The sequence below is a fragment of the Chryseobacterium indologenes genome (genome assembly GCA_016025055.1).
In the GTDB taxonomy this organism is placed as follows: domain Bacteria; phylum Bacteroidota; class Bacteroidia; order Flavobacteriales; family Weeksellaceae; genus Chryseobacterium; species Chryseobacterium indologenes.
Map to the genome: position 1 here is coordinate 845796 of CP065590.1, position 24283 is coordinate 870078.

General features: G+C 35.7%; 16 protein-coding genes, 1 tRNA gene and 5 pseudogenes. 17 read left to right on the plus strand and 5 right to left on the minus strand.

Going from position 1 to position 24283, the window contains the following annotated elements; translation table 11 throughout:
- The first annotated feature begins 5 nt into the window (after positions 1-5).
- The 8 genes and pseudogenes from H3Z85_03860 to H3Z85_03895 all read left to right on the plus strand — a co-directional run bounded on the left by H3Z85_03860 (position 6) and on the right by H3Z85_03895 (position 6845).
- Positions 6-931: pseudogene (locus H3Z85_03860) on the plus strand (homoserine kinase).
- Positions 932-953: 22 nt separating this feature from the next.
- Positions 954-2258, plus strand: a complete 1305-nt coding sequence (gene thrC / locus H3Z85_03865) for a threonine synthase (protein QPQ52604.1) — start codon at positions 954-956, stop codon at positions 2256-2258.
- A 5-nt stretch (positions 2259-2263) separates the two neighbouring features.
- Complete coding sequence (gene folB, locus H3Z85_03870; GenBank protein ID QPQ52605.1) at positions 2264-2632, plus strand: dihydroneopterin aldolase; 369 nt, start codon at positions 2264-2266, stop codon at positions 2630-2632.
- Between the two features lie 33 nt (positions 2633-2665).
- Positions 2666-4029 (plus strand): annotated as a pseudogene (locus H3Z85_03875) (DUF4403 family protein).
- Positions 4030-4063: 34 nt separating this feature from the next.
- Entirely contained in the window at positions 4064-4573 is a 510-nt protein-coding gene (locus tag H3Z85_03880; GenBank protein ID QPQ52606.1) for an RDD family protein, read from the plus strand.
- Between the two features lie 67 nt (positions 4574-4640).
- Positions 4641-4711: transfer RNA gene (locus H3Z85_03885), tRNA-Cys, on the plus strand.
- Positions 4712-5353: 642 nt separating this feature from the next.
- Positions 5354-5581 (plus strand): glutathione synthase, encoded by a 228-nt coding sequence (locus H3Z85_03890; GenBank protein QPQ52607.1) that lies wholly within the window; start codon positions 5354-5356, stop codon positions 5579-5581.
- Between the two features lie 430 nt (positions 5582-6011).
- A complete protein-coding gene (locus tag H3Z85_03895) occupies positions 6012-6845 on the plus strand; it encodes a glycosyltransferase family 2 protein (protein QPQ53835.1) in 834 nt (277 codons plus the stop codon).
- 569 nt (positions 6846-7414) lie between these two features.
- Here H3Z85_03895 and H3Z85_03900 read toward each other — a convergent pair.
- Positions 7415-7858 carry a hypothetical protein gene (locus H3Z85_03900; GenBank protein ID QPQ52608.1) on the minus strand — a complete coding sequence of 148 codons (444 nt, stop codon included), beginning with the start codon at positions 7856-7858 and terminating at the stop codon, positions 7415-7417.
- 347 nt (positions 7859-8205) lie between these two features.
- Here H3Z85_03900 and H3Z85_03905 point away from each other — a divergent pair, with 347 nt between their 5' ends.
- The 8 genes and pseudogenes from H3Z85_03905 (at position 8206) to H3Z85_03940 (ending at position 17498) form a co-directional block, all read left to right on the plus strand.
- A complete protein-coding gene (locus tag H3Z85_03905; GenBank protein ID QPQ52609.1) occupies positions 8206-8763 on the plus strand; it encodes a glycine zipper family protein in 558 nt (185 codons plus the stop codon).
- Positions 8764-8815: 52 nt separating this feature from the next.
- Positions 8816-10449: pseudogene (locus H3Z85_03910) on the plus strand (hypothetical protein).
- 50 nt (positions 10450-10499) lie between these two features.
- Entirely contained in the window at positions 10500-11570 is a 1071-nt protein-coding gene (gene aroC, locus H3Z85_03915) for a chorismate synthase (GenBank protein ID QPQ52610.1), read from the plus strand.
- Positions 11571-11587: 17 nt separating this feature from the next.
- Positions 11588-12151 (plus strand): thioredoxin family protein, encoded by a 564-nt coding sequence (locus tag H3Z85_03920; GenBank protein QPQ52611.1) that lies wholly within the window; start codon positions 11588-11590, stop codon positions 12149-12151.
- Positions 12152-12161: 10 nt separating this feature from the next.
- Complete coding sequence (locus tag H3Z85_03925) at positions 12162-12701, plus strand: TlpA family protein disulfide reductase (GenBank protein ID QPQ52612.1); 540 nt, start codon at positions 12162-12164, stop codon at positions 12699-12701.
- A gap of 84 nt (positions 12702-12785) precedes the next feature.
- Complete coding sequence (locus H3Z85_03930; GenBank protein ID QPQ52613.1) at positions 12786-13127, plus strand: DUF1232 domain-containing protein; 342 nt, start codon at positions 12786-12788, stop codon at positions 13125-13127.
- A gap of 116 nt (positions 13128-13243) precedes the next feature.
- Entirely contained in the window at positions 13244-14623 is a 1380-nt protein-coding gene (locus tag H3Z85_03935) for an orotate phosphoribosyltransferase (protein QPQ52614.1), read from the plus strand.
- Between the two features lie 80 nt (positions 14624-14703).
- Positions 14704-17498 (plus strand): annotated as a pseudogene (locus H3Z85_03940) (aminopeptidase).
- 121 nt (positions 17499-17619) lie between these two features.
- Here H3Z85_03940 and H3Z85_03945 read toward each other — a convergent pair.
- The 4 genes from H3Z85_03945 to H3Z85_03960 all read right to left on the minus strand — a co-directional run bounded on the left by H3Z85_03945 (position 17620) and on the right by H3Z85_03960 (position 20877).
- Positions 17620-18429 (minus strand): lamin tail domain-containing protein, encoded by an 810-nt coding sequence (locus H3Z85_03945; GenBank protein QPQ52615.1) that lies wholly within the window; start codon positions 18427-18429, stop codon positions 17620-17622.
- 172 nt (positions 18430-18601) lie between these two features.
- A complete protein-coding gene (locus H3Z85_03950; protein QPQ52616.1) occupies positions 18602-19390 on the minus strand; it encodes a carbohydrate binding domain-containing protein in 789 nt (262 codons plus the stop codon).
- Positions 19391-20120: 730 nt separating this feature from the next.
- Positions 20121-20459: a T9SS type A sorting domain-containing protein gene (locus H3Z85_03955; GenBank protein ID QPQ52617.1), complete on the minus strand. Its 339-nt coding sequence runs from the start codon at positions 20457-20459 to the stop codon at positions 20121-20123.
- 124 nt (positions 20460-20583) lie between these two features.
- Positions 20584-20877 carry a hypothetical protein gene (locus H3Z85_03960; protein ID QPQ52618.1) on the minus strand — a complete coding sequence of 98 codons (294 nt, stop codon included), beginning with the start codon at positions 20875-20877 and terminating at the stop codon, positions 20584-20586.
- 150 nt (positions 20878-21027) lie between these two features.
- Between H3Z85_03960 and H3Z85_03965 the strand changes: the two are divergent.
- A pseudogene (locus H3Z85_03965) lies at positions 21028-24255 on the plus strand (hypothetical protein).
- Positions 24256-24283 lie beyond the last annotated feature (28 nt).

Here is a 24283-nt window from a genome sequence, read left to right on the forward strand (position 1 = left end):
AAAATATGAAAAAAGTAAAATTAAGAGTTCCGGCCACCGTTGCCAATCTGGTGTGCGGATTTGATATTCTGGGAATGGCTATCCATGATCCTTACGATGAAATGGAACTCAAATTATTAGACAGCCCTGACATTATTATAAAACATGAAGATTCCTTCGGCCTGCCCGAACAGCCTTCAAAAAATGTGGCCGGAGTGGTTCTTCAAAAAATTCAGGAACACCTGAAACTCTCTCAAGGATTTGAAGTAATAATCCGCAAACATATAAAACCGGGCAGCGGGCTCGGCTCCAGTGCGGCAAGTGCCGCAGGAGCCGCCTTCGGAGCTAGCGCTTTATTAGGAGATATTTTACGCAAAGAAGAATTGATTCATTTTGCTATGTTTGGAGAAGAACTGGCATCCGGAGTACGCCATGCAGACAATATTGCTCCCTGTATTTATGGAGGAATAACGCTGGTAAAAACTACAGATCCTATTGATATTATTCCCCTCAATGCTCCGGATTTATTTGTAGCCGCAGTTCATCCGCAGGTAGAAGTAAAAACATCAGATTCAAGACAGATTCTAAAGAAAAGCATTACACTAAAAAGCGCAGTAGAACAGTGGGGAAACATTGCCGGACTTGTTGCCGGGATACAAAAAAATGATCTCCCCCTCATTGGAAGAAGTCTTAAAGATGTCATTATTGAACCTGTCCGTAGTATTTTAATTCCAAAATTTGATGAAATTAAAATGAAAAGTCTTCAGCTGGGAGCCCTGGGCGGAGGTATTTCAGGTTCAGGCCCCTCTATTTTTATGCTTGCAGAAAAAAAGAAACGGCGGAAAAAATAGCAGACCTTATGAAAACGGTATATGATGAAATTGAGATTGAAAGCTATACCTATGTTTCTAAAATTAATCCGGCAGGAATTAAAATCATTCCGGAAGCATAAAAAATAACTCTAAAAAAAGATAATGAAATACTATAATTTAAAAGACAATCAGGAAAAAGTTGATTTTAAAACGGCTACGATTAAAGGCCAGGGTAAAGATAAAGGTCTCTTTTTCCCGGAAAATATTCCTCAGTTTGAAAAAGACTTTATCAGCAACCTTCAGCAATATTCGGATCAGGAGATTGCGTATCGGTGCATGAGAGATTTTGTAGGAGACGAAATCCCGGCAGAAGTTCTACATGACATTGTATCAGAAACTGTCAGTTTTGATATTCCGTTAAAAAAAATCAGTGATTCAATTTCCGTCGTAGAACTTTTCCACGGTCCCACCCTTGCGTTTAAAGATATCGGAGCAAGATTTATGAGCAGGTGTCTGTCTTATTTTTTAAAAGATAATGGTAAAAAAGTAACCGTATTGGTAGCTACTTCTGGTGATACCGGCGGTGCCGTTGCTCACGGGTTTTATGACCTCCCAGGAATTGATGTAGTGATCCTTTATCCTAAAAACAGAGTAAGCCCTGTTCAGGAGAAACAGCTTACGGCATTAGGTAAAAATATTTATGCCTTAGAACTTAACGGAACTTTTGATGATTGCCAAAGCCTTGTAAAACAGGCATTCTCTGACGAGGAAATTAACAACCGATTATTTCTGACTTCAGCCAATTCGATCAATATTGCAAGATGGCTTCCTCAGCAGATATATTACCTACTGGCATTGAAGCAATGGCAGGTATACGAACGTGAAGCTCCCGTAATCTGTGTACCCAGCGGGAATTTCGGGAATATTTGTGCCGGGCTCCTGGCTCATTTCAGAGGTTTGCCAGCCGGGCACTTTATTGCGGCCTGCAATGCCAATGATATTGTTCCTGAATACCTTAAAACAAATAATCTCATACCACAAAAAGCCATTGCAACCCTTTCCAATGCGATGGATGTAGGAGATCCAAGTAATTTTGTAAGAATTCTGGAGCTTTTCGGGCATCAATTCAATGCTTTACAACATAAAATATCAGGGTATTCTATTGATGATCAGAAAACGATGAATACCATTAGGAAAGTTTATGAAAAATATAAATATATCCTTGATCCGCACGCTGCAGTTGCTTTTGCCTCCATGGAACAATACTTAAAAGAAAATCCCGGTCGGAAAGGGTTTATTCTGGGTACAGCACACCCGGTGAAATTCCCTGATGCAGTAGAAAATGCGATACAAACGGAAATTGATATCCCGGAAGTACTGGAAGATTTGATGAAAAAGGAGAAAAAAACTGTAGAAATAAATTCAGATTTTGAAGAATTAAGACGATTTTTGCTTCATAAAAAATAGAAGAAATGAGCAAAATATATCTTGAAGACGTAAAAATATATGCTTACCATGGAGTTCTGCCCGAAGAAAATAGTATTGGAACGTATTATATTTTAAATGCAGAACTTCATACCGACCTTTGGAAAGCCTCAGAATCCGATGATTTGAATGACACCATAAGCTATGCAGACATCAATGATATCATTCATCAGGAAATGAAAATAAAATCAAAATTGCTGGAGCACGTCGCAGGAAGAATTATTTCAAGAATTCACGAACGCTTCTCCCAAATCGATTATATTAAGCTTAAAATAACCAAAACCGCACCACCAATGCAGGGCGAAATGAAAGGTGCCAGCATTGAACTGGAAAAAAGCTTTAAACCTGAAAATTAAATCCTTACTTTCGTTTTATCAAAAACATATCAATTGAAATTCGTTAAAATATTATTTTTAGTAGCATTCATCAATGCATTTGGGCAGAATGGTGTCGATAATCAGTTAGCCACTTATAATTTCCCAAAAATAAAGTCCAGTATTACAATGCCGGTCACGATTCCGCTTTCAGAGCTTAGCAATATGATTAATGCATCTGTAAAAGAATTAATTTATCAGGACGACTCATATACGGACAACAACAATGACCAGTTTAAAGTAAAAGTCTGGAAGACCAGACCCATCCGGCTTGTAGGAGGAACCAGTCAGAATCTTCTGATCGAAGTTCCTTTGAAAATATGGGCTGAAAAAGGAATAGGTACCTTAGGGCTGTACACTTATCAGAATACAACTTTTGAGACGATCATGTCCTTTAACACAACGGTGACATTTAAGAATAACTGGACGATCATTACCAATACCCAGCCCAATGGGTTCAGATGGGTTACAAAACCGGTGCTTGATTATGGAAAAATTCAGATTCCTATCACTCCTATTGTGGAGAAAAACCTGAGAGAGCAACAACTGAAATTCTGTAAAACAATTGACCAGCAAATGGCTACGCAGCTAAACTTCCAGCAATATGCCTTAATGGCCTGGAATACATTTCTGCAACCCTTTAATATTTCGGAAGAATACAATACATGGCTGAAGGTAAGTCCTGCAGCGGTCAATATTACTCCCTTAAAGTTTTATGGTAATCAGATCAACACCACTCTTGGAATTGACATTTTTTCAGAAACTTTTACCGGAAATAAACCGGCGGCATCATTGCCGGTAACTGCAGTTTCCAACTTCAACTTCTCTCCTACTGTTGCAGATAAATTCATCTTACAAACTACGGCCAACATTCCTTTTACTGAGGCAAGCAATATGGCCAGAAAAACATTCTTACATAAGGAATTTGACATCCGGGATTCTAAGGTAAAAGTAACAGATATCCGTGTGTATGGTGTTGATAACAGAATTGTGATCGAAGCACAAACAGATGGCTATATTAAAGGAACTTCGATTATTTCAGGAATTCCGGTTTATGACGAAATAAAAGAAAAATTGTCCTTTCGGACAGCAAATTCAAATTGAAAACAACCAATATTCTTCAAAAAACAGCCTCCGTCTTATTTCAAGGCAAAATTGTGAAAATGATTGAAGAAGAATATGGAATTCCAACACAGGAACTCGAAGAAACATCAAAGAAAAGTATTGAAGAGGCCTTTAATAAAGAATATTATAAAGGATTAAAGATGAGTGGAAAAGTTTTTAATCTCAAACCCAGCAAAATTCTGTTGAGCGATACCGGAATTACGGCGGTCATTGATACCAACGCTGCACTCAAATTAATTGTCAACGGATTTTAACAATACATAATCAATAAACAAACTAATAACCGACATGAGAAAATATTTAGTAATTATAGACAGGCACAAGTCTACAAAACTAATCAGACTTACGCATCTTATCATAGACAGAATGATGATATACCTTATTTTAATTCTCTTTGGATTAATGTCTTCCCTTCTGTTTCAAGTAACAGGTTCAGACTTTTTTCTGGATATTGTACAAAAAATGGCCTCAGTAAACAGGGTTACGGATATCCTGATAACGTCTTCAATTTATTTCATCTATATATTCCTTATCGAATACCTTACGAAAGGAAGATCTATCGGGAAATATATTACAGGAAGCAAAGTCATCTGTATTGATGGTAGCGAGCCAACATTTAAGGATTATTTTATCCGTAATATTTGCAGGTTCGTACCGCTGGATGTACTTTCGTTTCTCGGAGAAAACGGCTGGCATGATAGCTGGAGTGAAACAAGGGTAATCAACATCAAAAATTATAATACTGAAAGACAGGCAAAAAGCGAAATCGACGATCTTGGGAAGAAAGAAATTGCTTAAAAACTTTTGTTCATAAAGAATTTTTACTATATTTGCACACCTCAAAAATGGTAAAAATGGTAAAAATGGTACTTTGGCCGAGCGGCTAGGCAGTGGTCTGCAACACCATCTACAGCGGTTCGAATCCGCTAGGTACCTCTTCAAAACCTCTAATTTTATTAGAGGTTTTTTATTTTTATACTTATTATAAAAATTTCGTATTCTATTTTTCTACAGAAACTGTTATTCTATCATTACTACAATTTCTCACAAAAATCAGCTTTCTTACCTGCAGGAGACTTCACCAAATAATACCATTAAAGAATAAACATTTATATACTAAAAAATCGAAGTTCCAGCCCCAAAAAAACACTAGCTATATGGTCCCACATGAGAACAAAAAAAATCCTCGGAAATTCCGAGGATAAAAACTAATAACCATGAAAACTCAAATTAAACATGAGTTGCATTTGTATATTGAAAAATCGTGCCAAAATTGAAATTTTGAAAAATATATTTTAAAATATATTTTGATACATCAAATTGGCGATTTTCTCGATTTCAATCCTATTTTTTATCACTATTATAAATTTATCATTATTAATTAAAATGATTATAAATAAAAATAATGTATGAATAATATGAATGAAAATTCAACAATTCAAATAAAACTACAAAGCTATAATCTTTTTTTCATAAAAAAAACGATTATACAAAACATATTTAAACAATTAAAATACAATAATCAATAAATGGCATAATTTATTCTTTACTTTAAAGAAATCTATAAATTCAACTATCATGAAAAATATTTTTTTTAAGAAGGAAGATTTTATCAAAAATAAAGAAGGTGAATATCAGATTCAGTTCAAAACTGAAGAAATTGGTGAAGGCTCCAATATTATTACGGAAAAATTAAATGAAAATGGAGAGTATGAAATAATTCAGGCTCCCATACGAAGATTTGAGGATTTTATTTTTATCGTTTGGGATCATCCATTCGATGGGCAGATAATTTTTGATACTTAAGTTGTATCATTCTGCAATATAAAATAAAAGCCTCCAATACCGGAGGCCTCAAAAAACACAAATGATGAAAAAAAAATTTTATATCAGAAATAAAAATTAATCGTTTAATCCTATTTCAAAACTACATTGTCTTTTCTTTTTATTTTATGATTCCACTCATAAAATTTTATCTTAAAATATTATTTTTTAAGCCCATCCTATTCTTTTCACTGAAATATAGTCTTATCCTACATTCTATATACCTATAAAGCATTGGGTTACATAAAATGAATATTTAATTTTACATATTTCACATCCATAAAAAATATTTACAATATGTTTTCTACCAATAACCCTATAATATAATAAAAAAACATTTAAAAAACCATGATCCAGGTTATATTTTGAATTTTTATAATTTGATAGCTTTACAAAAAGCTTAATTCAAAAAATTGTGATAAAATTTTCTATACTTATAGCCCACTATAATAATGGAAAGTACTTTAAAGACTGTTATCAGTCATTGATCAGTCAAAGTTATGAAAACTGGGAAGTTATTATTGTAGATGACGCCTCCACAGACGATTCTGTTGAGGTCATACAATCAATGATTAAAGATGATCCCAGATTCCGGTTGTACTACAATTCAGTCAATAGAGGTTGCGGTTTCACCAAACGGGAATGTATGAAATATGCTGTGGGAGAAATATGCGCCTATCTGGATCCGGATGATGCCCTTTATCCTGAAGCACTTGAAAAAACAGTTGGAGAATTTGTCGATAATGATGCCATTGTAGCTGTATACTCCCAAATGATGCTCTGCGATGATACCCTCATACCTGATAAAATTTTTGCAAGCACCAAACAGATTTACAACAGTCGGTATTTCTTTAACTGCCCTATTCAGTTTGCCCATTTCTTTACGTTTAAAAAAGAAATCTACTCAAAAACTTCGGGGATCAACCCAAAGCTGAAGAGTGCTGTAGATCAGGATCTCTACCTAAAGATATTGGAATTTGGAGATGTACAGTACCTCAAAGAACCCCTGTACCTGTACCGCCTCCATTCCAGCGGTATCTCACAGCAAAGCGCAAAAAAAAATGCAAAAGAATCCTTTGCCAGAGTAATTTATGATACAATGAGAAGAAGAGGTATCAAAAAAATTAATAATCAGGAGGTTCCGGAAACTTATACCAATTCACAGGAAATCTACCAGCTTCTGGACTATCAGACCAATAAAGTACATCGCCTGATCAACAAAATAAAAATCAGCTTGCATTTATAAATAAAAACTCCTCAAAATAGAGGAGTTTTTTAATCATCGAGTATATGGAATAAAATGCTCTGACTTTAGGAACATTTCAAATCAAATCTACGAGTACCCCGGTTTCTATTTTATGATCAGAATCATAACGGGAATGGGAAACGCACACAAAAAAATAAAAGGCCTCCATTCAGAGGCCTAAAAAACACAAATGATGAAAAAAATCTATTTAGAAAAATCCAAACAGAATATTGTTAATCGCTTATCAGTATTTTTTTCTGTTATACTTTTTCCAGTAAGGAAAATCATAAGTATAACACCAAAATCCGGATTTATCATTTATTTTCCTGAGAACGCAATAGCATCCGGAAACAATAAGCATTGATAGTATAAATAAAATAATCAACTCCAAAATTAATGAATCATCAATAATTTCCATTATCATACAGTTTTTTTTAGTTTTTTATAATTAAAATTTAACACAAATCATTAAACATAATGTGAAAAAACTAGTACCAACTATATATTGATTAAAAAATCCTCATAGCGAGGATTTGTAAATGTAGTTAAATATTTTGTCTTTCACAAAGTTATTCTTCCCAGATGATCGGAATATACACAGTAACATATCCATCAGCATCTACAGTAGCATCGGAAACAGTGGCCACTACCGATCCGTAGCCTACCCAACCTCCCTGGCCCTGCATGGCTGAAAAGGTATATGTACCCTCAGGAAGCCCGTCATAATATTGCGGAACCGTCTGAAAACCACCTCCGTAATAAGTTTCATAGATATCTCCGGTGCTTGCACTTTCAGCAATAAAGCTCCCCACATCATAATTACCAGAAAGAATCTTAGTTCCGTCCTGTGCCAAAAGGCCATAACGAATCTTATACGTCTGCTCTTTTTTCTCTCTATCAGATACTTCTGATCGTTCTTTAGACTGGGTTTTCATTACATCTGTAGATGAAAATGAAGTTGCAATAGTCAATAGCCCAATAATAGCCGATACTGTAAAAATTGATTTTTTCATAATTAAAGTAATTTGGTATCTCAAAAATACGGAACTTATATGAATTCAATGAAAATTATGGATTAATTTAAATTTACAAATATTAATAAGTAAAAATTTCTTTGGAAAAACAGGAAACCTATGATTTATTTTACCTGAAAAGTTGATTTCTAAGTGTAAAAGACTATTGACTCCATACGTTCAGATCGACATACAAATCACTGAAAAACAGAATCATACACAGGTGTTTTGATTCTGTTTTATTCTTCACTGACAACTTTAACACTCTTTAACTAAAATTTGGCTTCATAATTGAAAATAAAAACAAAACTAAAGTCGTTTTGGCTTAAGCTTATAAAATTTGAATTATGAAAAAGATAGTGTTAGCAGGTTTTTTATCTGTTTTTTTGATAACTGCCTGTAAGAAAGATGACAGGGTGGCTGAGAAGTCACTTGAAGAGCAAAAGCTCGAATTTCAGGCCAGACAACTTGAAATAGAAAAACAAAAGCTGGCTATTGAAAAAGAAAAACTGGTCTATGAAGCACAGAAAAAAGTAGACAGTATTTCAGAAAGCAAAAAAGCGAAAGCTGCTGCTGCCAATAATTCAAAACCACAGATCATCAGAGAGACGAGAACTGTATATAGAGACAGAAGGTCAAACTCCAATTCAGGAGGAAGCAGTAATGGAGGCTATGCAGATAACGGAAGTGGGACATCACAAGGAACTACTCAAAAAAGAGGAATGAGTAAAGCCGCTAAAGGAACCATTATCGGTACCGTCGGTGGTGCTGCAGTCGGAGCCATTGTCGCTAAGAAAAACAGAGGTCTTGGTGCAGTGATTGGTGGTGTCGTAGGTGGTGCTACTGGATATACTATCGGTAGATCACAGGACAGAAAAGACGGAAGAGTACAACCTCGCAGATAAATATTTTCAAGATAACATGTAAAGATTGCTTATTTTTAAGCAATCTTTTTTTATGATATTACTTCTCCTTTCTGCAATTTTTATTATTCCCGTCTTAACAGGTTGGGGAAAAATTTTTGAAAATCTATGGGGTAATGTATGGTCCGGGTTTTCAGGAAATATCTTATCCGGAATTTTAGGTATAAGCTTAGCCTGGACTCTTATTTCCTTCTTCTATCCCCTCAATATATATATAGAAATACTTACTATCCTGGGCGGATTGTTGTTGTTTTTTAAAGATCGCCTCTATCTTTCTTTGTATCAGTTTCCGAGGAAGGATTATTACCTGCTAGCCTTTATTTCATCAATCATTGTAATGGCAGGATCTTACTATCCTTACATCCTTGATCATTTCGGATATTACATCCCTTCTATTCAATGGATTAAGGAATATGGATTAGTCAAAGGGATTTCCAATCTGGACTTAACTTTGGGACAAATGTCGGTATGGCATATTTTTCAGGCTGGATTTTCAAATTTCTCTGATCCCTACCTGAGGATCAATGCTATACTCCTGATCATTTACACTGTATATAGTATTGAGAAAAAGAGCTGGATATCGTTGTGTTTTATTCCGGTTTTATTACTGTTCTCACAGTCTCCAAGCCCTGATCTCCCGGCTATTATTTTTTCTTTGATTATCCTGCACGAAATAATTCAGAAGCGTAAAAACACAAAACTTCTTTTTGCTTTTTCGGTATTTGTTTTTACCATAAAGCCAACGATGATATGGTTGCCCATCCTGGCTTTCCTTTATAACATTTTTATTTCTCAGTCAGGTTTCAAAAAATTAATCCCGGGAATTGCAATCCTTTTTCTATTCTTGATTAAAAATATATGGACCTTTGGATACCCGATATTTCCTGTGTCAGCAGGCGACCTTGGAGTATCCTGGAAACCCGATATTGACATTTTAAAAACCTCTTCACAATACGCCATTAGAAAAACATATGACATGCAGTATTCCTACGAAGAAATTCAAAAATTTTCAGGCTGGGAATCTATTAGAAACTGGCTTTTTCTGAAAGGAATCAAATCAAAAATCAATATTCTTCTCCTTTTAAGCCTCATTATTTTCACAATATACACCTGGATAAAAAAACAGAAGCTGATCACTTTGATCTGGGTTTCATTATGCATAAAAACCATAATGATACTGGCTTTTTCAGCTCAATACCGTTTTTTTATTGATGTTTTTTTTGTTATTTTTTTCATTCTGTTCTACGAATATTTTGACAGAAAGAGGTCTGTTATTATTTTTTCGGTGTTAAGTACTATTCTTATTTCCTTACTCACCTTCCCTGCTCTTATTCAGCAGTACATTCCAAGTTTCAGACTGGGAAATTATATGGCAGGATTCGAAAAAGAACAACTTTACAAACCTTCAACTTATCAATATCACGATTATAAAGAATATCAAATCGGGAACTTAAAGTTTAACGTTTCAAAAAATTATCCGTATAATTTTGATACTCCTCTTCCTGCAATATCTGAAAGTTACGTTTCTGAAGATATTAAAGCGGGAATTTTCCCTCAACTTATAGACAAAACTGATGTTAAAAAGGATTTATCTCCAGAAAACTGAGTCCACAAGAAAAAAAGGAAGCTGAGAAGGTCATTAATAATATCAAAAGCACTGATAAATAGAACAAATCCCGAAACTTTATTATGTGGAGAAAAAAAGGTAATTTTGTAATATGTTCAACACATTAGGTAATCTTCTTAGTCTTACAACATTTGGAGAAAGTCACGGAGTGGCTTATGGCGGTATCATCAATAATTTTCCGGCAGGTTTAACGGTAGATCTCGATAAAGTTCAATATGAACTAAACCGAAGAAAACCCGGGCAGTCTGCTATAGTTACACAAAGAAAAGAAAGCGACACAGTAAAGTTTCTTTCAGGAATCTTTGACGGAAAAACTACAGGTACCCCTATTGGTTTTATTATTGAAAACGAGAATCAGAAATCAAAAGATTATGACCATATTGCCCAGGCGTATCGTCCCAGTCATGCTGATTTTACCTATGACCAGAAATTTGGTCTGAGGGATTATCGTGGGGGCGGAAAATCTTCAGCCAGAGAAACCATGAACTGGGTTGTGGCAGGAGCTCTTGCCAAGCAATTGTTACCCAACATTGAAATTAACGCTTACGTTTCTTCTGTAGGCGATATTTTCTGTGAAAAACCTTATCAGGATCTTGATTTCTCCAAAACGGAAAGCAATGATGTCCGATGTCCGGATACAGAAACAGCTGAAAAAATGATCTCCAGAATCAAAGAGATTAAAAAAGAAGGTAATACCATTGGCGGCACAATTACTTGTGTCATCAAAAATGTTCCGGTGGGAATCGGTGAACCTATATTTTCAAAGCTTCAGGCTGAGCTGGCAAAGGCAATGCTCAATATCAATGCTTGTAAGGGCTTTGAATATGGCAGTGGTTTCTGCGGTGCAAAAATGACCGGGAAAGAACACAATGATGCTTTCAATACAGACTTCACAACAAAATCAAATCTTTCAGGAGGTATCCAGGGAGGAATTTCTAACGGAATGGATATTTATTTCCGAGTAGCTTTCAAACCTGTAGCGACGATTTTAAGACCTCAGGACAGTATTGACAAAGAAGGAAATCCTGTAGTAGTGGAAGGAAAAGGACGTCATGATCCTTGTGTAGTTCCAAGAGCGGTTCCTGTAGTGGAAAGTCTTGCTGCATTTGTATTAGCGGATCTGTTTTTAATTAATAAAACAAGAAATATCAATAATTTTTAACATAAATATTTTTCGTAATGAAAAATTACTGGGATAAAGGAATTTCTTTCGAAGAATACCTTCAGATTGCAAAAAAAAGATTAGAAAATCCGGCCAACCAGCAGGAAGCTGATTATAAACAATATTATGAGCTCGGACTTCAAAGGATGGACAGAACTATAAAAAAGTATGTCCCGGATGAAGAGCAGGTAAAAGAATTAGAGGCAAAAAACTTTGACGGAAAAATTTTAATTATTTCCGAAGCATGGTGTGGAGACGCCAGTGCAACCGTACCTGCCCTTTTCAAATTTTTTGAAGGACACAACGACGTAAAAGTTTTTCTTCGTGACAGTGATAAAAGTCTTATCAATCAGTTTTTAACCAATGGGACAGAATCTATCCCCAAGGTCCTTATTCTTGATAAAGATTTTAATGTGAAAAATTCTTGGGGCCCTCGTCCTAGATATGGTTATGAACTTCTTATGAAATACAAGGCAGATCCCGAAGCCTATCCAAAAGATATGTTCTATAATGATCTGCAGATATATTATGCCAAAAACAGAGGAAAAGATGCTGTTCAGGAAATTTTAGATCTTCTATAAAAAACAGAATATGAAAAAGAATATCATTTATGTTGTATTAATTGCGGTCATTGCCATCGTTGTATTGGTACCGGGAATAAGAAATTTTCTTAAAGACCAGTTCTTCCCGATTGCAACGATTGAAAATGCCGTACATATAAGTGAGGAAGATTACGACATTGATCTGAAAGGGATCAATGCTCCCAGTACCAATCTTAAAACCTTTAAAGACAAGCCTGTTTTCCTGAATTTCTGGGGAACCTGGTGCCCGCCATGCAGAAAAGAATGGCCGTCTATTCAAAAATTGTACGATTCCAGAAAAGGCAATGTAGATTTTGTGCTTATTGCGATGAATGACAAAGAAGAGGATGTGAGAAAGTTTTTAAAAGAAAACAATTATACTGTTCCGGTTTATATTGCTCAAAGTCCTATTTCTGAAAAAATTCTTCCGAAAGTATTTCCTACAACTTTCCTTTTGGATAAGACCGGAAGGATCCTTATCAAGGAGGACGCTACAAAAGATTGGGATTCAGAGACTGTACATCAGTTCATTGACAATATCATCAAGTAATTTTTTTAACTAAATTTATAATTAGTTGGTACAGGATTTGTGAAATTTATAGTGTTGAAAAGTTTATTTAAATCTGAACACAAAATGAAATATTCAAAATTAAATCTTGCAAAAGAAGCTATCAATCACAAGGGCTTTATAAAAAAGATCCCTGATATTTTCCGAATGGTTAAAATGTGGAGAAAAGGTATTTATCCTATGAGATCCATCGACATTATTCTTCCGTTACTCGGAATTTTATATGTCATCTCTCCTATTGACCTTCTTCCCGAATTTGCCATTCCGGTTCTTGGGGTAATGGACGACTTAGCCGTTTTATCGCTGACGATTCCTAAACTCATCAAAGAGGTTGACAAATTTTTACTTTGGGAAGCTGAGCGAAAATATAGCGGTACCCAGGTTATTGATGCTGAAATAATAAAATAATAATTATCAAATACAAACCATCCCGGAAATTCGGGGTGGTTTTTTATTTACAAATACACGATAAATTTTTGAGCCTTGTTTCAAATCCTTAAATTTGCAATATCTAATAAAAAATAATGGAAAGTAAAAAAGAATTCTTCTTAGAGTGTTATAAACTGGGCATCATCAAATTCGGAAGGTTTACTTTGAAAAGCGGTATCGAAAGTCCTTTTTATGTAGACTTAAGACCTTTGGCCTCGGATCCGAAAATTTTAAAAAAACTGGCGAATTATTTACTGGAAATGCTTCCGTTGGATAATTTTGACCTGATCTGCGGTGTTCCTTATGCTGCCCTTCCTATGGCTACAGCAATGTCTCTGGAAAGTTACATTCCATTAATTATAAAAAGAAAAGAAGCAAAAAGCTACGGAACCAAGAAACTGATTGAAGGAATTTACCAGAAAGGACAAAACTGTCTTTTGGTAGAAGATGTCATCACTTCAGGGAAATCTTTATTAGAGACCATTCCGGAAATTGAGCAGGAAGATCTAAAAGTTTCTGATATCGTAGTCGTTTTAGACAGAGAACAGGGAGGAAAACAGCTATTGGAAAACAAAGGCTACAGAGTATATACCCTTTTCAACATTTCGGAGGTATGCGATATTCTTCAGGAAACAGGAGAATTATCTGATGAGGAAGTAAAAAGAATTCAGGATTTCTTACAAGGCAATCACATTCAGTTTGAAGAAGAGATCAGACCTTCTTATGAACAAAAACTTGAAAATGCCCAACATTCAGTTTCCAAAAAATTACTGGAAGCGGCATTAGCTAAAAAATCTAACCTGATTGCTTCCGCTGACGTTACCACGACGCAAGAACTATTGGCTTTGGCAGAGAAGGTAGGTCCGCATATTGTTGCTTTAAAAACTCATATCGATATTATTTCAGATTTTGAATATGAAAAAACAATAGTTCCTTTAAAAGAAATTGCTGCTAAACATCAGTTTTTATTAATGGAAGACAGAAAGTTTGCTGATATAGGAAATACTCAGGAATTACAATTTACCAGCGGAGTCTTTAAGATTACAGATTGGGCAGATTTTGTAACTTCCCAGGTGATCGGAGGTTTTGAATCTCTGGATTGTTTCAAAAATGTAGGGGTTGTAGCTATTGTGGGCATGTCTTCAAAAGGCACATTAACTACTGCAAACTATCGTGAGGAAGCCTTAAAAGTAGCAATATCACACCCGAATGTTATCGGTGGAGTATCTCAGAACAAGATTCCCGAAGACCTTTTATTATTTACTCCGGGAGTCAATCTTGCTGATTCGGGAGATGGTAAAGGGCAGCAATATAATACTCCTGAACACGTGTTCAAGACTCTGCATACAGACTTTATCATTGTGGGAAGAGGCATCTATAAGTCTGATGATCCTGAAGCATCTGCCGTTACGTATAAAACCGAAGGATGGAATGCGTATATTAATTCTTTGGAAAAAAAAGCAATTCAGAATTAAAATCTTAGAAAGTATATACAAAATAAGCTATATTTGAGCTTTATCACCAGTATTTGAAAAAGATCAGTATTTGCCTTATTTTGTTTTGGGGAGTTGCACAGGTTTCTGCGCAAAAAGACAGCATCTATATTGAAGCCAGATTGTCTTCAGACAGAAAATCCCTTGAAATCAATCAGGAGATTGTCTATCACAATCATTCTGAAAAAGATCTTCATACGGTAAAACTCCTGAACTGGATTTCGGCATATAACAGGCGTGGAACCTCTTTAGTCTACAGAAAACTGGAAGACAGGAATCACGACCTCCATTTTGCAAAAGACAGTCAACTGGGTAAATTACTTGATCTAACCGTCAAAAGTTCAGAAAATCAGGTGATCCCTGTCAATACCCTTTCAGATGAAAATCTCTTTATTCCTCTGAAAGAAGTTTTGCAACCAGGTAAAAGCATTACACTGCAATTACAATACAGGATGCAGCTTCCCGACAAGACATTTACGGGATATGGAACATCCGATCAGAATATTGCATTAAAATATTTCTTTATTGTTCCGGATCATTTTGATCCGGACAATATTTCTGAAAGAAAATATCACGATATTGAAGAACCGGTCAATTTTAATACCTTCTGGACCGTCAATTTTGATATTCCTGTCAATAGTTTTGTGGAAGGGAACCTCCCGCAGACACAGATGAATTCTTTTAAAGGATATCTGGACTCCGACCCGGAATTCTTAATTTCACCAATTACTTATCCGTCTATTAAAACTAATATTGACGGAAATACTACTGAGATCAAATTTGGTTACAATTTAAAACCGGAAGAAAAGCAGGATCTTGAGTTTTACCTGCCACTTCATTTAAAATTTCTAAAAGAGAGAATCGGAAGCCTCCCTGAAAGTATTTTTATTTCAGATAAGTTCAAGGCAAAGGAAGATTTTTTCGGAAATAATGATATTAAATTCTGGAAATTCAGATTTCAGCTATTCACCGATGCTGAAAAAACTGATCTTGATTATTTGGGAATCATCACCAAAAAGATCCTGAATGAAAGCGTAATTGCCGATAAACAAAAAGATCACTGGTTTACGAATGGGGTAAAGTCATATCTTGAGATCCAATACCTTGACAAATTCTACCACGATACAAAACTCCTGGGTATGCTGCCGGAAACAAAAATTTTCGGAATAAAACCTTTAAAATTTTTCCATGCCTCTAAGCTTAAACTTCTTGATCGTTATGGTTTAACCTACCAGTATATCATGCTGCAAAACCTGGATCAAAAGATTGAAGAGGATTTTACCACCCTGAGCAATTTCAATGAGATGGCCATCAGCAGCTTTGAAACGGGAAGTCTGTTGAGCTATTCTGCAGACAAAATGGGAAGTGAGCGTTTTAACGATATTCTAAAAAATTATATCACTCAAAATTCCGGAAAAAGGATTAATCCTGAAGAATTTCTGAAAACTCTTTCCGAAAAAGACAAATCGACAACTTATCTTTCGGACTTTTTGAAACATAAAAACAGAGTCGATTTCAAGCTGGGTCATATTGATAAAGAAAATGATTCTTTACAAATCAAAATCTTAAAAAATACAACCGCATCGATCCCGGTAAAAATGGAAACTCAGACCAAAGAAGGCCAGAAGAAAACATATTGGATAGAAACCGAGGAGAACAAGGATGCAACAACTATTTCTCTTCCTGCTTCCGACAATATTTATAAGGTTACCCTCAACAGTGGCTACATTTTTCCTGAATCGAAATACAGGGATAATTTTCTCTATGCTAAAGGTTTATTTTCCAATACCAAAAGAATCAAGCTAAAATTAATAAAAGATATTCCGGATCCGGAATATAATGAGATCTATATAAGCCCCAGAGTACGTTTCAACAATACGTATGATAAGTTTCTTCTGGGTATTAATCTTAAAAACCAATCTTTTTTGATGAAAAGTTTCTGTATTCCGTTACTCCGACTTACAGTACGGGGACTGGAAAACTGACGGGATCAGGAGCTGCTTCCTATTCTTTCTTACCTGCTGAAAGCATAATCCGAAGCCTTACATTGGGTGCTTCGGGCTCTTACTTCCATTATGATTATGGTTTAGCATATAAAAAAGTAGGATTATTTTCAAATATTAATTTCAGGAAAAACCCAAGGAGTACTGTAAGCAGAAGCTTAGGATTTTCCTATAATTATTTTGAAAGAGATCTGAGCCCTAAAATGATTGCCAATAATGATTATAAAAAATATAATCTCTGGAGCCTGGGATATGGTTATACAGACAACAAAATGATCCATGAAAAAAGCTTTAGTCTGAGTACGCAGGGAATGGAAGATTTTAACAAAATTACCGCTGAAGGCTTCTACAGATGGGAATTTGCTCCGAAACAAAAATTAAGTCTTCGTCTATTTGCCGGATACTTCGTAAGAAATGATACCAGAAACAATTTGTTTGATTACGGAATTTCCAGGGTATCCAACTATTCTTTTTCCTATAATCTTTTGGGAGAAAGTGCAGATAGTGGCCTTCTTTCTCAGCAGTTTATTCTGGCGGACGGAGGATTTAAATCTTTTATTCCGGGTACGGTCAATCAATGGATCACTTCTTTCAATGTAGATTCAAGTGTCTGGAAAATATTTCATGTATATGCTGATGCAGGAATATATAAAAATAAAGATCTTCCTTCTAAGTTCATCTGGGATAGTGGTATTAAGGTGAGAATTATTCCTGATTTTCTGGAAATTTATTTCCCGATACAATCTTCTTTAGGATTTGAACCTGCCTTCAAAGATTATGCGAAGCGCATCAGGTATACCCTGGTCCTTAACCTGAGTTCTATCATTAATGCGGCCAGAAGAGGATGGTACTAATGAATTGAGAATGGAGCATGTAAAGTTGTGAATTAAAAGTTGAGAATCCCACTTTTTTATCCTTTGCTTTATAAGAATTAAAATAACAGCTCATTATATGGGCTGTTACTTATGTTTAAGACTAATCTTTAATAATTTTTTGTGAGATAGGAACATTGTTAATCGTTCCGGTTACAATATAGGTACCCCGCGGAAGTTCTGTGATATCCAGGGCTAAGGCAAATTTGGTTGGTGATTTTTTAACAACCTGTCGAAAAGTATCATAAACTTTAGCATCTTTAACTTCCATCCCAAAAACGATTTTACCATCTTTTATGAATGGATTCTGGACGAAACCTGACTTAGCGTTTCCTTCCAGGGAAAAATCCGTCATATTATCACTGCTTCCGTTTAAAGTTCTCTTTATTGCTGTCGTCGTAGTGGGCGACGGCGCAGGACCGTCCCCTTTAAACTGGTCTGCATTGGAGCCATATCCTACAAAATCAAGAACATTGGAGGAATCAGGACTCAAAACCTGTACGATACTTCCTGCCAAAGCAATTTTACCGGAAACATTCGAAATTTTCATCCCGGTAGATTTATTGGGAGTTCCGTCAAAGTTGATAACCGTGGTTGCAATAAAATCCGGGGCAGGTAAATCTTCTGTGCCACCTGCTATAGGTGCTTCCTGAATCAGGTAAGTCTGATCAGGCCCCAAAGTGAGGTCAGGTAAGGTATGATATTGAGTAAAGGGTCCGATTGCCGGAGCATATTGTATACTTGCACCTGTTAAAGAAACCGGTGAGGTACCAATATTTTTAAGTACAATATAATTATTCTTTAAGAGGGCACCCGAGTTTTCGTTGCCGCCATAAATTTCATTGATAACAATCTGGGCATTCGAAAATGCAGCTACCATTACCAATACAACACTAGTAAAGATTTTTTTCATCAACAGATAATTTAAGGATAAATTTATGATAAAAATATCAAAAACAATACCATGACATTGAGAAATCTCAAAAAAACGCCATCATTAATAGGTATATAGTAACGGAGTTTTTATGTAAAAAAGTCGGGCCACTTCTCCGAAGTGGCCCGACTCAGTTTTATCTAAAAGCAAATTAGTCTTTTAAGATTTTTTGAGATACTGCTTCTTTGTTTACAGTTCCTGTTACGATATAGCTTCCTTTTGCTAATTCAGCAACGTTTACAGTTCCGTTTTCTTTAACAGAAGCTTGTTTTACGACTTGTCCGTACATGTTGAAAATCTTCACATCCTTCACATCGGCTCCGAAAGTAATTTCATTGCTTTTTACGAAAGTGTTTTTAATCATTCTATGTTTTGAAGGTAAAACTTCTCCCACTGCTAATGTTCCTGAGGTTACTGAGAAATCATCAAAAGCAACCTGTGTAGAATTATTATAGGCACGAACTTGTAAATGTAATTTAACAACATTTGCCGGAGCAGTTACGGTAACAGAATGCTGGGTCCATGCAGTACTTGCCGGCAAATATCCATTATTCGGACCTCTTAGAGGGTCCGTAGCTGCTGTAGCTCCCTGGTAAATAGCAGCGTTTGAAGCATCTAGATAATTAGCCCAGATTCTTGCATCAGTATTATCTCCAATTGCTTTATACCAAAAAGATATTGTATAAGTTACCCCAGGAGACACAGGAATATCTTGTTCAAATCCTGTAGTGGCAGTTGCTGCAGTATATTCTACTGAATTTATACCCGCATACGGATTAGTTGTTGTTACAGTAGGCAGATAATAAGGGGTACCAGTACCCGGATTAGTTGCAGACCAACCTGTAGTTCCGTTTTCAAAACCAGGATTGATTACTAAGTTTTGTGCGTTTGCAAAAGCTGCAACTCCTACAATTCCTAAAATAGTAAAGATTTTTTTCATAAATATTTTTTTTTATTACACAGGTAAAACTACAAAAAAAACGTCATTTGATCTAAATGACGTCATATATTTAACAATAAGTTAATTAATAGATTTATTTTTTAATTATTTTCTCAGAAATCTTGTTACCATTTACAATCCCTGCTACAAATGCCTTTCGGAAGCGCTGTAACATGTACTGTTCTATTCTCAACTACTGACGCCGTTTTCATCAGTTGACCGTTTATATCGTAACTTTTCACCACTGATTTTACTCCAAAAAAAAAAGTCGTTCACTACCGAAGTATTCTTAATAAATAATGCTTTATCTTTTGAACATTTGATACTCCAGGAATAGATACAGCAATCCATTGAGGCCAGCATCTGCTCTAACATATCTTTCACCGGTATTATTAAAGGCCACTGAAGTACCTGAAATACTATATAAAGAAGCAGCATTAATTCTTTTTCTCCTCCAAAGCTCCAGCTTACTCCGTTATCACCAGTATAACTGCCTGTTCCAAATCCGTTGAAATGGCCGCCTATAGCTGTTTCAGACCCCTGCGCAGCAACAAATATTGTAAAACACGTGAATTAAGTAAAAACAATGAATAAAGCTCAAAATAATCGATTATTACATTATAATAACATTAATTAAATTGTCTACAGGTTTTGGTCATAAAAAGTAAGAAACAACAAAAAGAGGTTATCAGATTTCCGATAACCCCTTTTATACTGATATAAAGTAAAACTATTTTTTAATTACTTTCTCAGAAGTACTTTTTCCATTTACAATTCCCGTTACAATATAAATGCCTTTTGGAAGCTCTGCGATATGTACTGTTCCGTTCTCAGCTACTGATGCTGTTTTCACCAGTTGTCCGTTTACATTATAAATTTTCACCTCTGATTTTACACCAAAATAAATGTCATTATCTACCGAAGTATTTTTAACGAACTTTTTAGCAGATGCTTTAGCATTATCCACTGAAAGAGATCCGTTCATATCAACTTTGATATCATCAATAAAAAAACGTTTTGAAGTTGAAGCGGCTGCAAATTTCAGTTTTGTAGCGGAAGTTCCTCCCACTATATTTACCGTGTAATTAGAAAATGCAGAATTAGTTAACGTAAAACTGCTTGCTCCGTTAATACTTCCACCACCACTAATAGTAACCGTTAATGTAGTGTTATCGGTACCATATCCACCTGCTCTAAAAGTTAAAGTAGCATCTCCTGCAAGCCCGTTTAACGCGGGGGGTGGTTACAGCTCCTGCTGTACTGGACGAACCCGCTTTTATACATTGTGCGGCACCACCTGCTCCTGCAAATACCCATCCTGCACCTGTATAAGCATTTAATGAATTGGTTCCGATATTTCCCGACCAGACATTATCGTTTCCTCCCGTTCCTGCCAAGTCATCAAAACTAGCATTGAAAATAGTAGTCTGAGCAAAAGTAATAGTGGCAAACATTGCTGTTGCCAATAATGAATAAAGTTTTTTCATGTTGTAAGAATTTAATAATTAATAATTTTTCGGCTAAAATACAAGCGAATTTTCAAGACTTCACAATAATCAGATTAAATTTCTGTTAATAATCCTGGACCTCTTGGTATTAACATTTTTTAATTATTTTTACGAATTATTTTCAAGGGCTTGCGGAATTTTATTCTTCTATTTGTTTTCTTTTCTTTAGGCATATTTTCAGGAAATGCTCAGGTATTTTCGTGGAAAAATCCTAACGTTCCTGAAGATAGCATTAAAAGAGACAGTATTCTCGCCGCAAGACTGGAACAGGATATCTTTGCAAAAGACACCCTGGACTTTATAAGAACCAATAATAAAATTGTTATAGACGAAGCTGTACTCGCCAAAAATGATAAAAAAAGATTTTTAGGCGAGCTTAATTCTAAAGGTTCAATCATCCGTGGAATCACTTTTGGTAATAATCAGGGGCAGTCTGTTCAAAGTTCAATGGACCTGCAGATTTCCGGCCGGCTTTCAAAGGATGTCACTATTCTGGCAAGTATTTCGGATCATAATTTGCCAATTCAGGCTGATGGATATACCCAGACTTTGGAAGAGTTTGATAAGATTTATATACAGCTTAATATTAAAGATAAATCGATCCTCAGGGCCGGTCATTTAGATTTGGTAGAAGCGAAAAATTATTTTGCCAAATACCAGCGAAGAAGTATGGGAATTCAGTTCCAGACAGAACTTGGAAAAGAGAATAAAACTTTTATAGACGTTTCCGCAGGAGTAGCGAGAAGTGAGTTTCACAGGGTACGTTTTCAGGGTGTTGAAGGAAACCAGGGACCTTACCGTCTGACCGGTAAAAACGGAGAACAGTTTATCACCCTTATCTCCGGTTCGGAACAGGTTTTTATTGACGGGATCTTAATGAAACGAGGTGAAAACCAGGATTACATCATCAACTACAATACAGGCGAGGTAACCTTTACCAGCTTCCGCCCTATTTTCCAACAGAATTTTATTACAATTTCATATAACTACGCCAACAGAAACTATTCCAGATATTTATTTACCGGAAAACTTGAACATCAGAGAGAAAAGTTCAAGGTAGGCCTGAATTGGTTTATGGAAAACGACAACAAAAACGCACCGCTTTCTTTAAACCTGTCAAAAGAAGATGAAGAGATTCTGGCCGACGAGGAAATGATCCTAATCTGATGTACGCTCCATCCGGAGTTCTTACAGAATACGACGTTAATAAAATCCTGTATCGTAAGAATGCTGCAGGGAATTACGAGTTTTCAACTGATCAGAATGAGCCTCTTTACCAGGTTTCTTTCACCTACTTTGGAGTAAATCAGGGTGATTATAAAACTGCACAAACTACCAATAACGGCCGTGTTTTTGAATATGTAGGTCCTAATGCAGGGGATTACAGAGCCGTAAGAAAACTGCCTTCACCACAAAAATCCCAGGTATTCTCCCTTAACTCAGAATACTTATTGAATGAAGGAAAGATTGGTGCCGATATTTCATTGAGTAATTACGATGTCAATTTATTTTCTTCGAAAGATTCGGATCAGAATATCGGATATGCATACCGTATTTTCGGTAATAAAAGTTTTACAAAAAACAACTGGAAAGGAACTCCGAGCTTTGAATATCAGTACATCGACAGGCAGTTCCACATCTTAGACCGTATCAATGATGTTGAATTCTCCAGAGATTTTAACCTCGCACAGGAATTCAACAAGAAAACCCAGAACAGATTTATTTTCAGCTTTTTAAATAAGTGGAATAATAAGTCCACCTTAAATTACCGCATCAATTATCTGAACGAACAGGATTCATATAAAGGGATCAAAAACGATCTTGATTTTGGCTGGATCAGCGGAAAATTTTTCACAAAAGGTACTCTTTCTTACCTGAGTACCAACGCTACGCTTCAGGACACTAAATTTATCAGAGGAGGAGTTTCAACAGAATACACCGGTAAAAAAGGAAGCTGGACAATCGGAGGAAGCATGGAACATAATGAGAAAAAATATAATGATTCTCAGCTCATGGATGTCACCAGTTTCAGCTGGAAAGAACTCTTCGTGCAAAAGAAAATTGGCGACAGCACCCGCACCAAATTACTTGCCAAGGTCTATATGAGAGATAACGACTCAGTACGCGACAACAGGCTTCAAAACATGAATAATATTTTGGGGGTTATGGCTGAAAGTCAGATTATCAAAAACGAAAGAACCTCTTTAAATGTTCTGATTCACTATAGGAAATTCTTTTATCAGAATGTAGATCCTAATGTCACCACCAGAAATAATGACTTTGTGGTTGGAAATATTCTGTATAATCAGCAGCTTTTCAGAAACGGAATGCGTCTTCAGGCTTTTTTATGAACTTGGAAACGGGCAGGAAGCTCAAAGGGAATTCCAGTATATCAAAGTAACAGATGGCCAGGGCATTTATAAATGGACAGATTACAACGGAGACGGCATTCAGCAGCTCGATGAGTTTGAGATTGCGGAATATTCTGATCTTGCAAAATATATCAGGGTTTACACCAATTCGGTCAGATATATTCCTTCCAATAAAAATAAATTACAGCTGGCATTATTTGTTAATCCGGCCATTGTTTTTAATTCAGAAAATAAATTCTTAAAGCGCTGGAACTTCAATGTTTCTTTAAATTCTCAAAATTCATTCTATAAAAAAGATAAAGTTTTAGTTTTAAATCCATTTGAAAAAAACAGTGATCAGATTCTTAAAAATCAGAACATCTTAGCCTCAGTACAGTTTAATCCCACTGATAAATCGGGATGGAACGGGAACTACAGATTCATCACCAATGACAACCTTATCAATGCCAATTTCAGTAACGAAGAGCGTCAACAGACTTCTCAATTTGTGAATATAGGATATTGGTTCAACAAAGAATTCAGGGTGGATTGGGAAAACTCCGTTCATGATATTAAAAACTCTTCCCAACAATTTACAACGCGAGATTATCGCCTCAATAATTTTGAAACCAAACCAAAAGCCACGTATAAATTCACAGATGCCATACAAGCTGAACTTTCCTCTGCTTACCGTCAGAAAAAAAGATTGGATGGAGAAGAATTACTGAAAGCATTCGATGTGACCGGAACGATTCAATGGGAAAGGAAAAAAACGTCTATCCGCGGAAACTTCTCGTTCATCAACAACAATTTCAACGGAAACAACTTCAGTATCGTAGGAAACCAGATGCTAGATGGTCTGAAGCCTGGAAAAAATCAGGTCTGGAGCGTATTTATTCAGCAGGCTATCAACTCTTTCATTCAGTTAAATTTAAATTATGAAGGAAGAAATTCGGGTGACAGGACGATTCATATTGGAAGTATGCAGGTGAAAGCAAGCTTTTGATAGTTGAAAATAGTAAATGCATGCACTC

Bases quoted from the DNA above. Each gene is read 5' to 3' on its own strand.
- thrC (QPQ52604.1), top strand. From the start codon at position 954: ATGAAATACTATAATTTAAAAGACAATCAGGAAAAAGTTGATTTTAAA.
- folB (QPQ52605.1), top strand. From the start codon at position 2,264: ATGAGCAAAATATATCTTGAAGACGTAAAAATATATGCTTACCATGGA.
- H3Z85_03880 (QPQ52606.1), top strand. From the start codon at position 4,064: ATGAGAAAATATTTAGTAATTATAGACAGGCACAAGTCTACAAAACTA.
- H3Z85_03890 (QPQ52607.1), top strand. From the start codon at position 5,354: ATGAAAAATATTTTTTTTAAGAAGGAAGATTTTATCAAAAATAAAGAA.
- H3Z85_03900 (QPQ52608.1), bottom strand. From the start codon at position 7,858: ATGAAAAAATCAATTTTTACAGTATCGGCTATTATTGGGCTATTGACT.
- H3Z85_03905 (QPQ52609.1), top strand. From the start codon at position 8,206: ATGAAAAAGATAGTGTTAGCAGGTTTTTTATCTGTTTTTTTGATAACT.
- aroC (QPQ52610.1), top strand. From the start codon at position 10,500: ATGTTCAACACATTAGGTAATCTTCTTAGTCTTACAACATTTGGAGAA.
- H3Z85_03920 (QPQ52611.1), top strand. From the start codon at position 11,588: ATGAAAAATTACTGGGATAAAGGAATTTCTTTCGAAGAATACCTTCAG.
- H3Z85_03925 (QPQ52612.1), top strand. From the start codon at position 12,162: ATGAAAAAGAATATCATTTATGTTGTATTAATTGCGGTCATTGCCATC.
- H3Z85_03930 (QPQ52613.1), top strand. From the start codon at position 12,786: ATGAAATATTCAAAATTAAATCTTGCAAAAGAAGCTATCAATCACAAG.
- H3Z85_03935 (QPQ52614.1), top strand. From the start codon at position 13,244: ATGGAAAGTAAAAAAGAATTCTTCTTAGAGTGTTATAAACTGGGCATC.
- H3Z85_03945 (QPQ52615.1), bottom strand. From the start codon at position 18,429: ATGAAAAAAATCTTTACTAGTGTTGTATTGGTAATGGTAGCTGCATTT.
- H3Z85_03950 (QPQ52616.1), bottom strand. From the start codon at position 19,390: ATGAAAAAAATCTTTACTATTTTAGGAATTGTAGGAGTTGCAGCTTTT.
- H3Z85_03960 (QPQ52618.1), bottom strand. From the start codon at position 20,877: ATGAAAAAACTTTATTCATTATTGGCAACAGCAATGTTTGCCACTATT.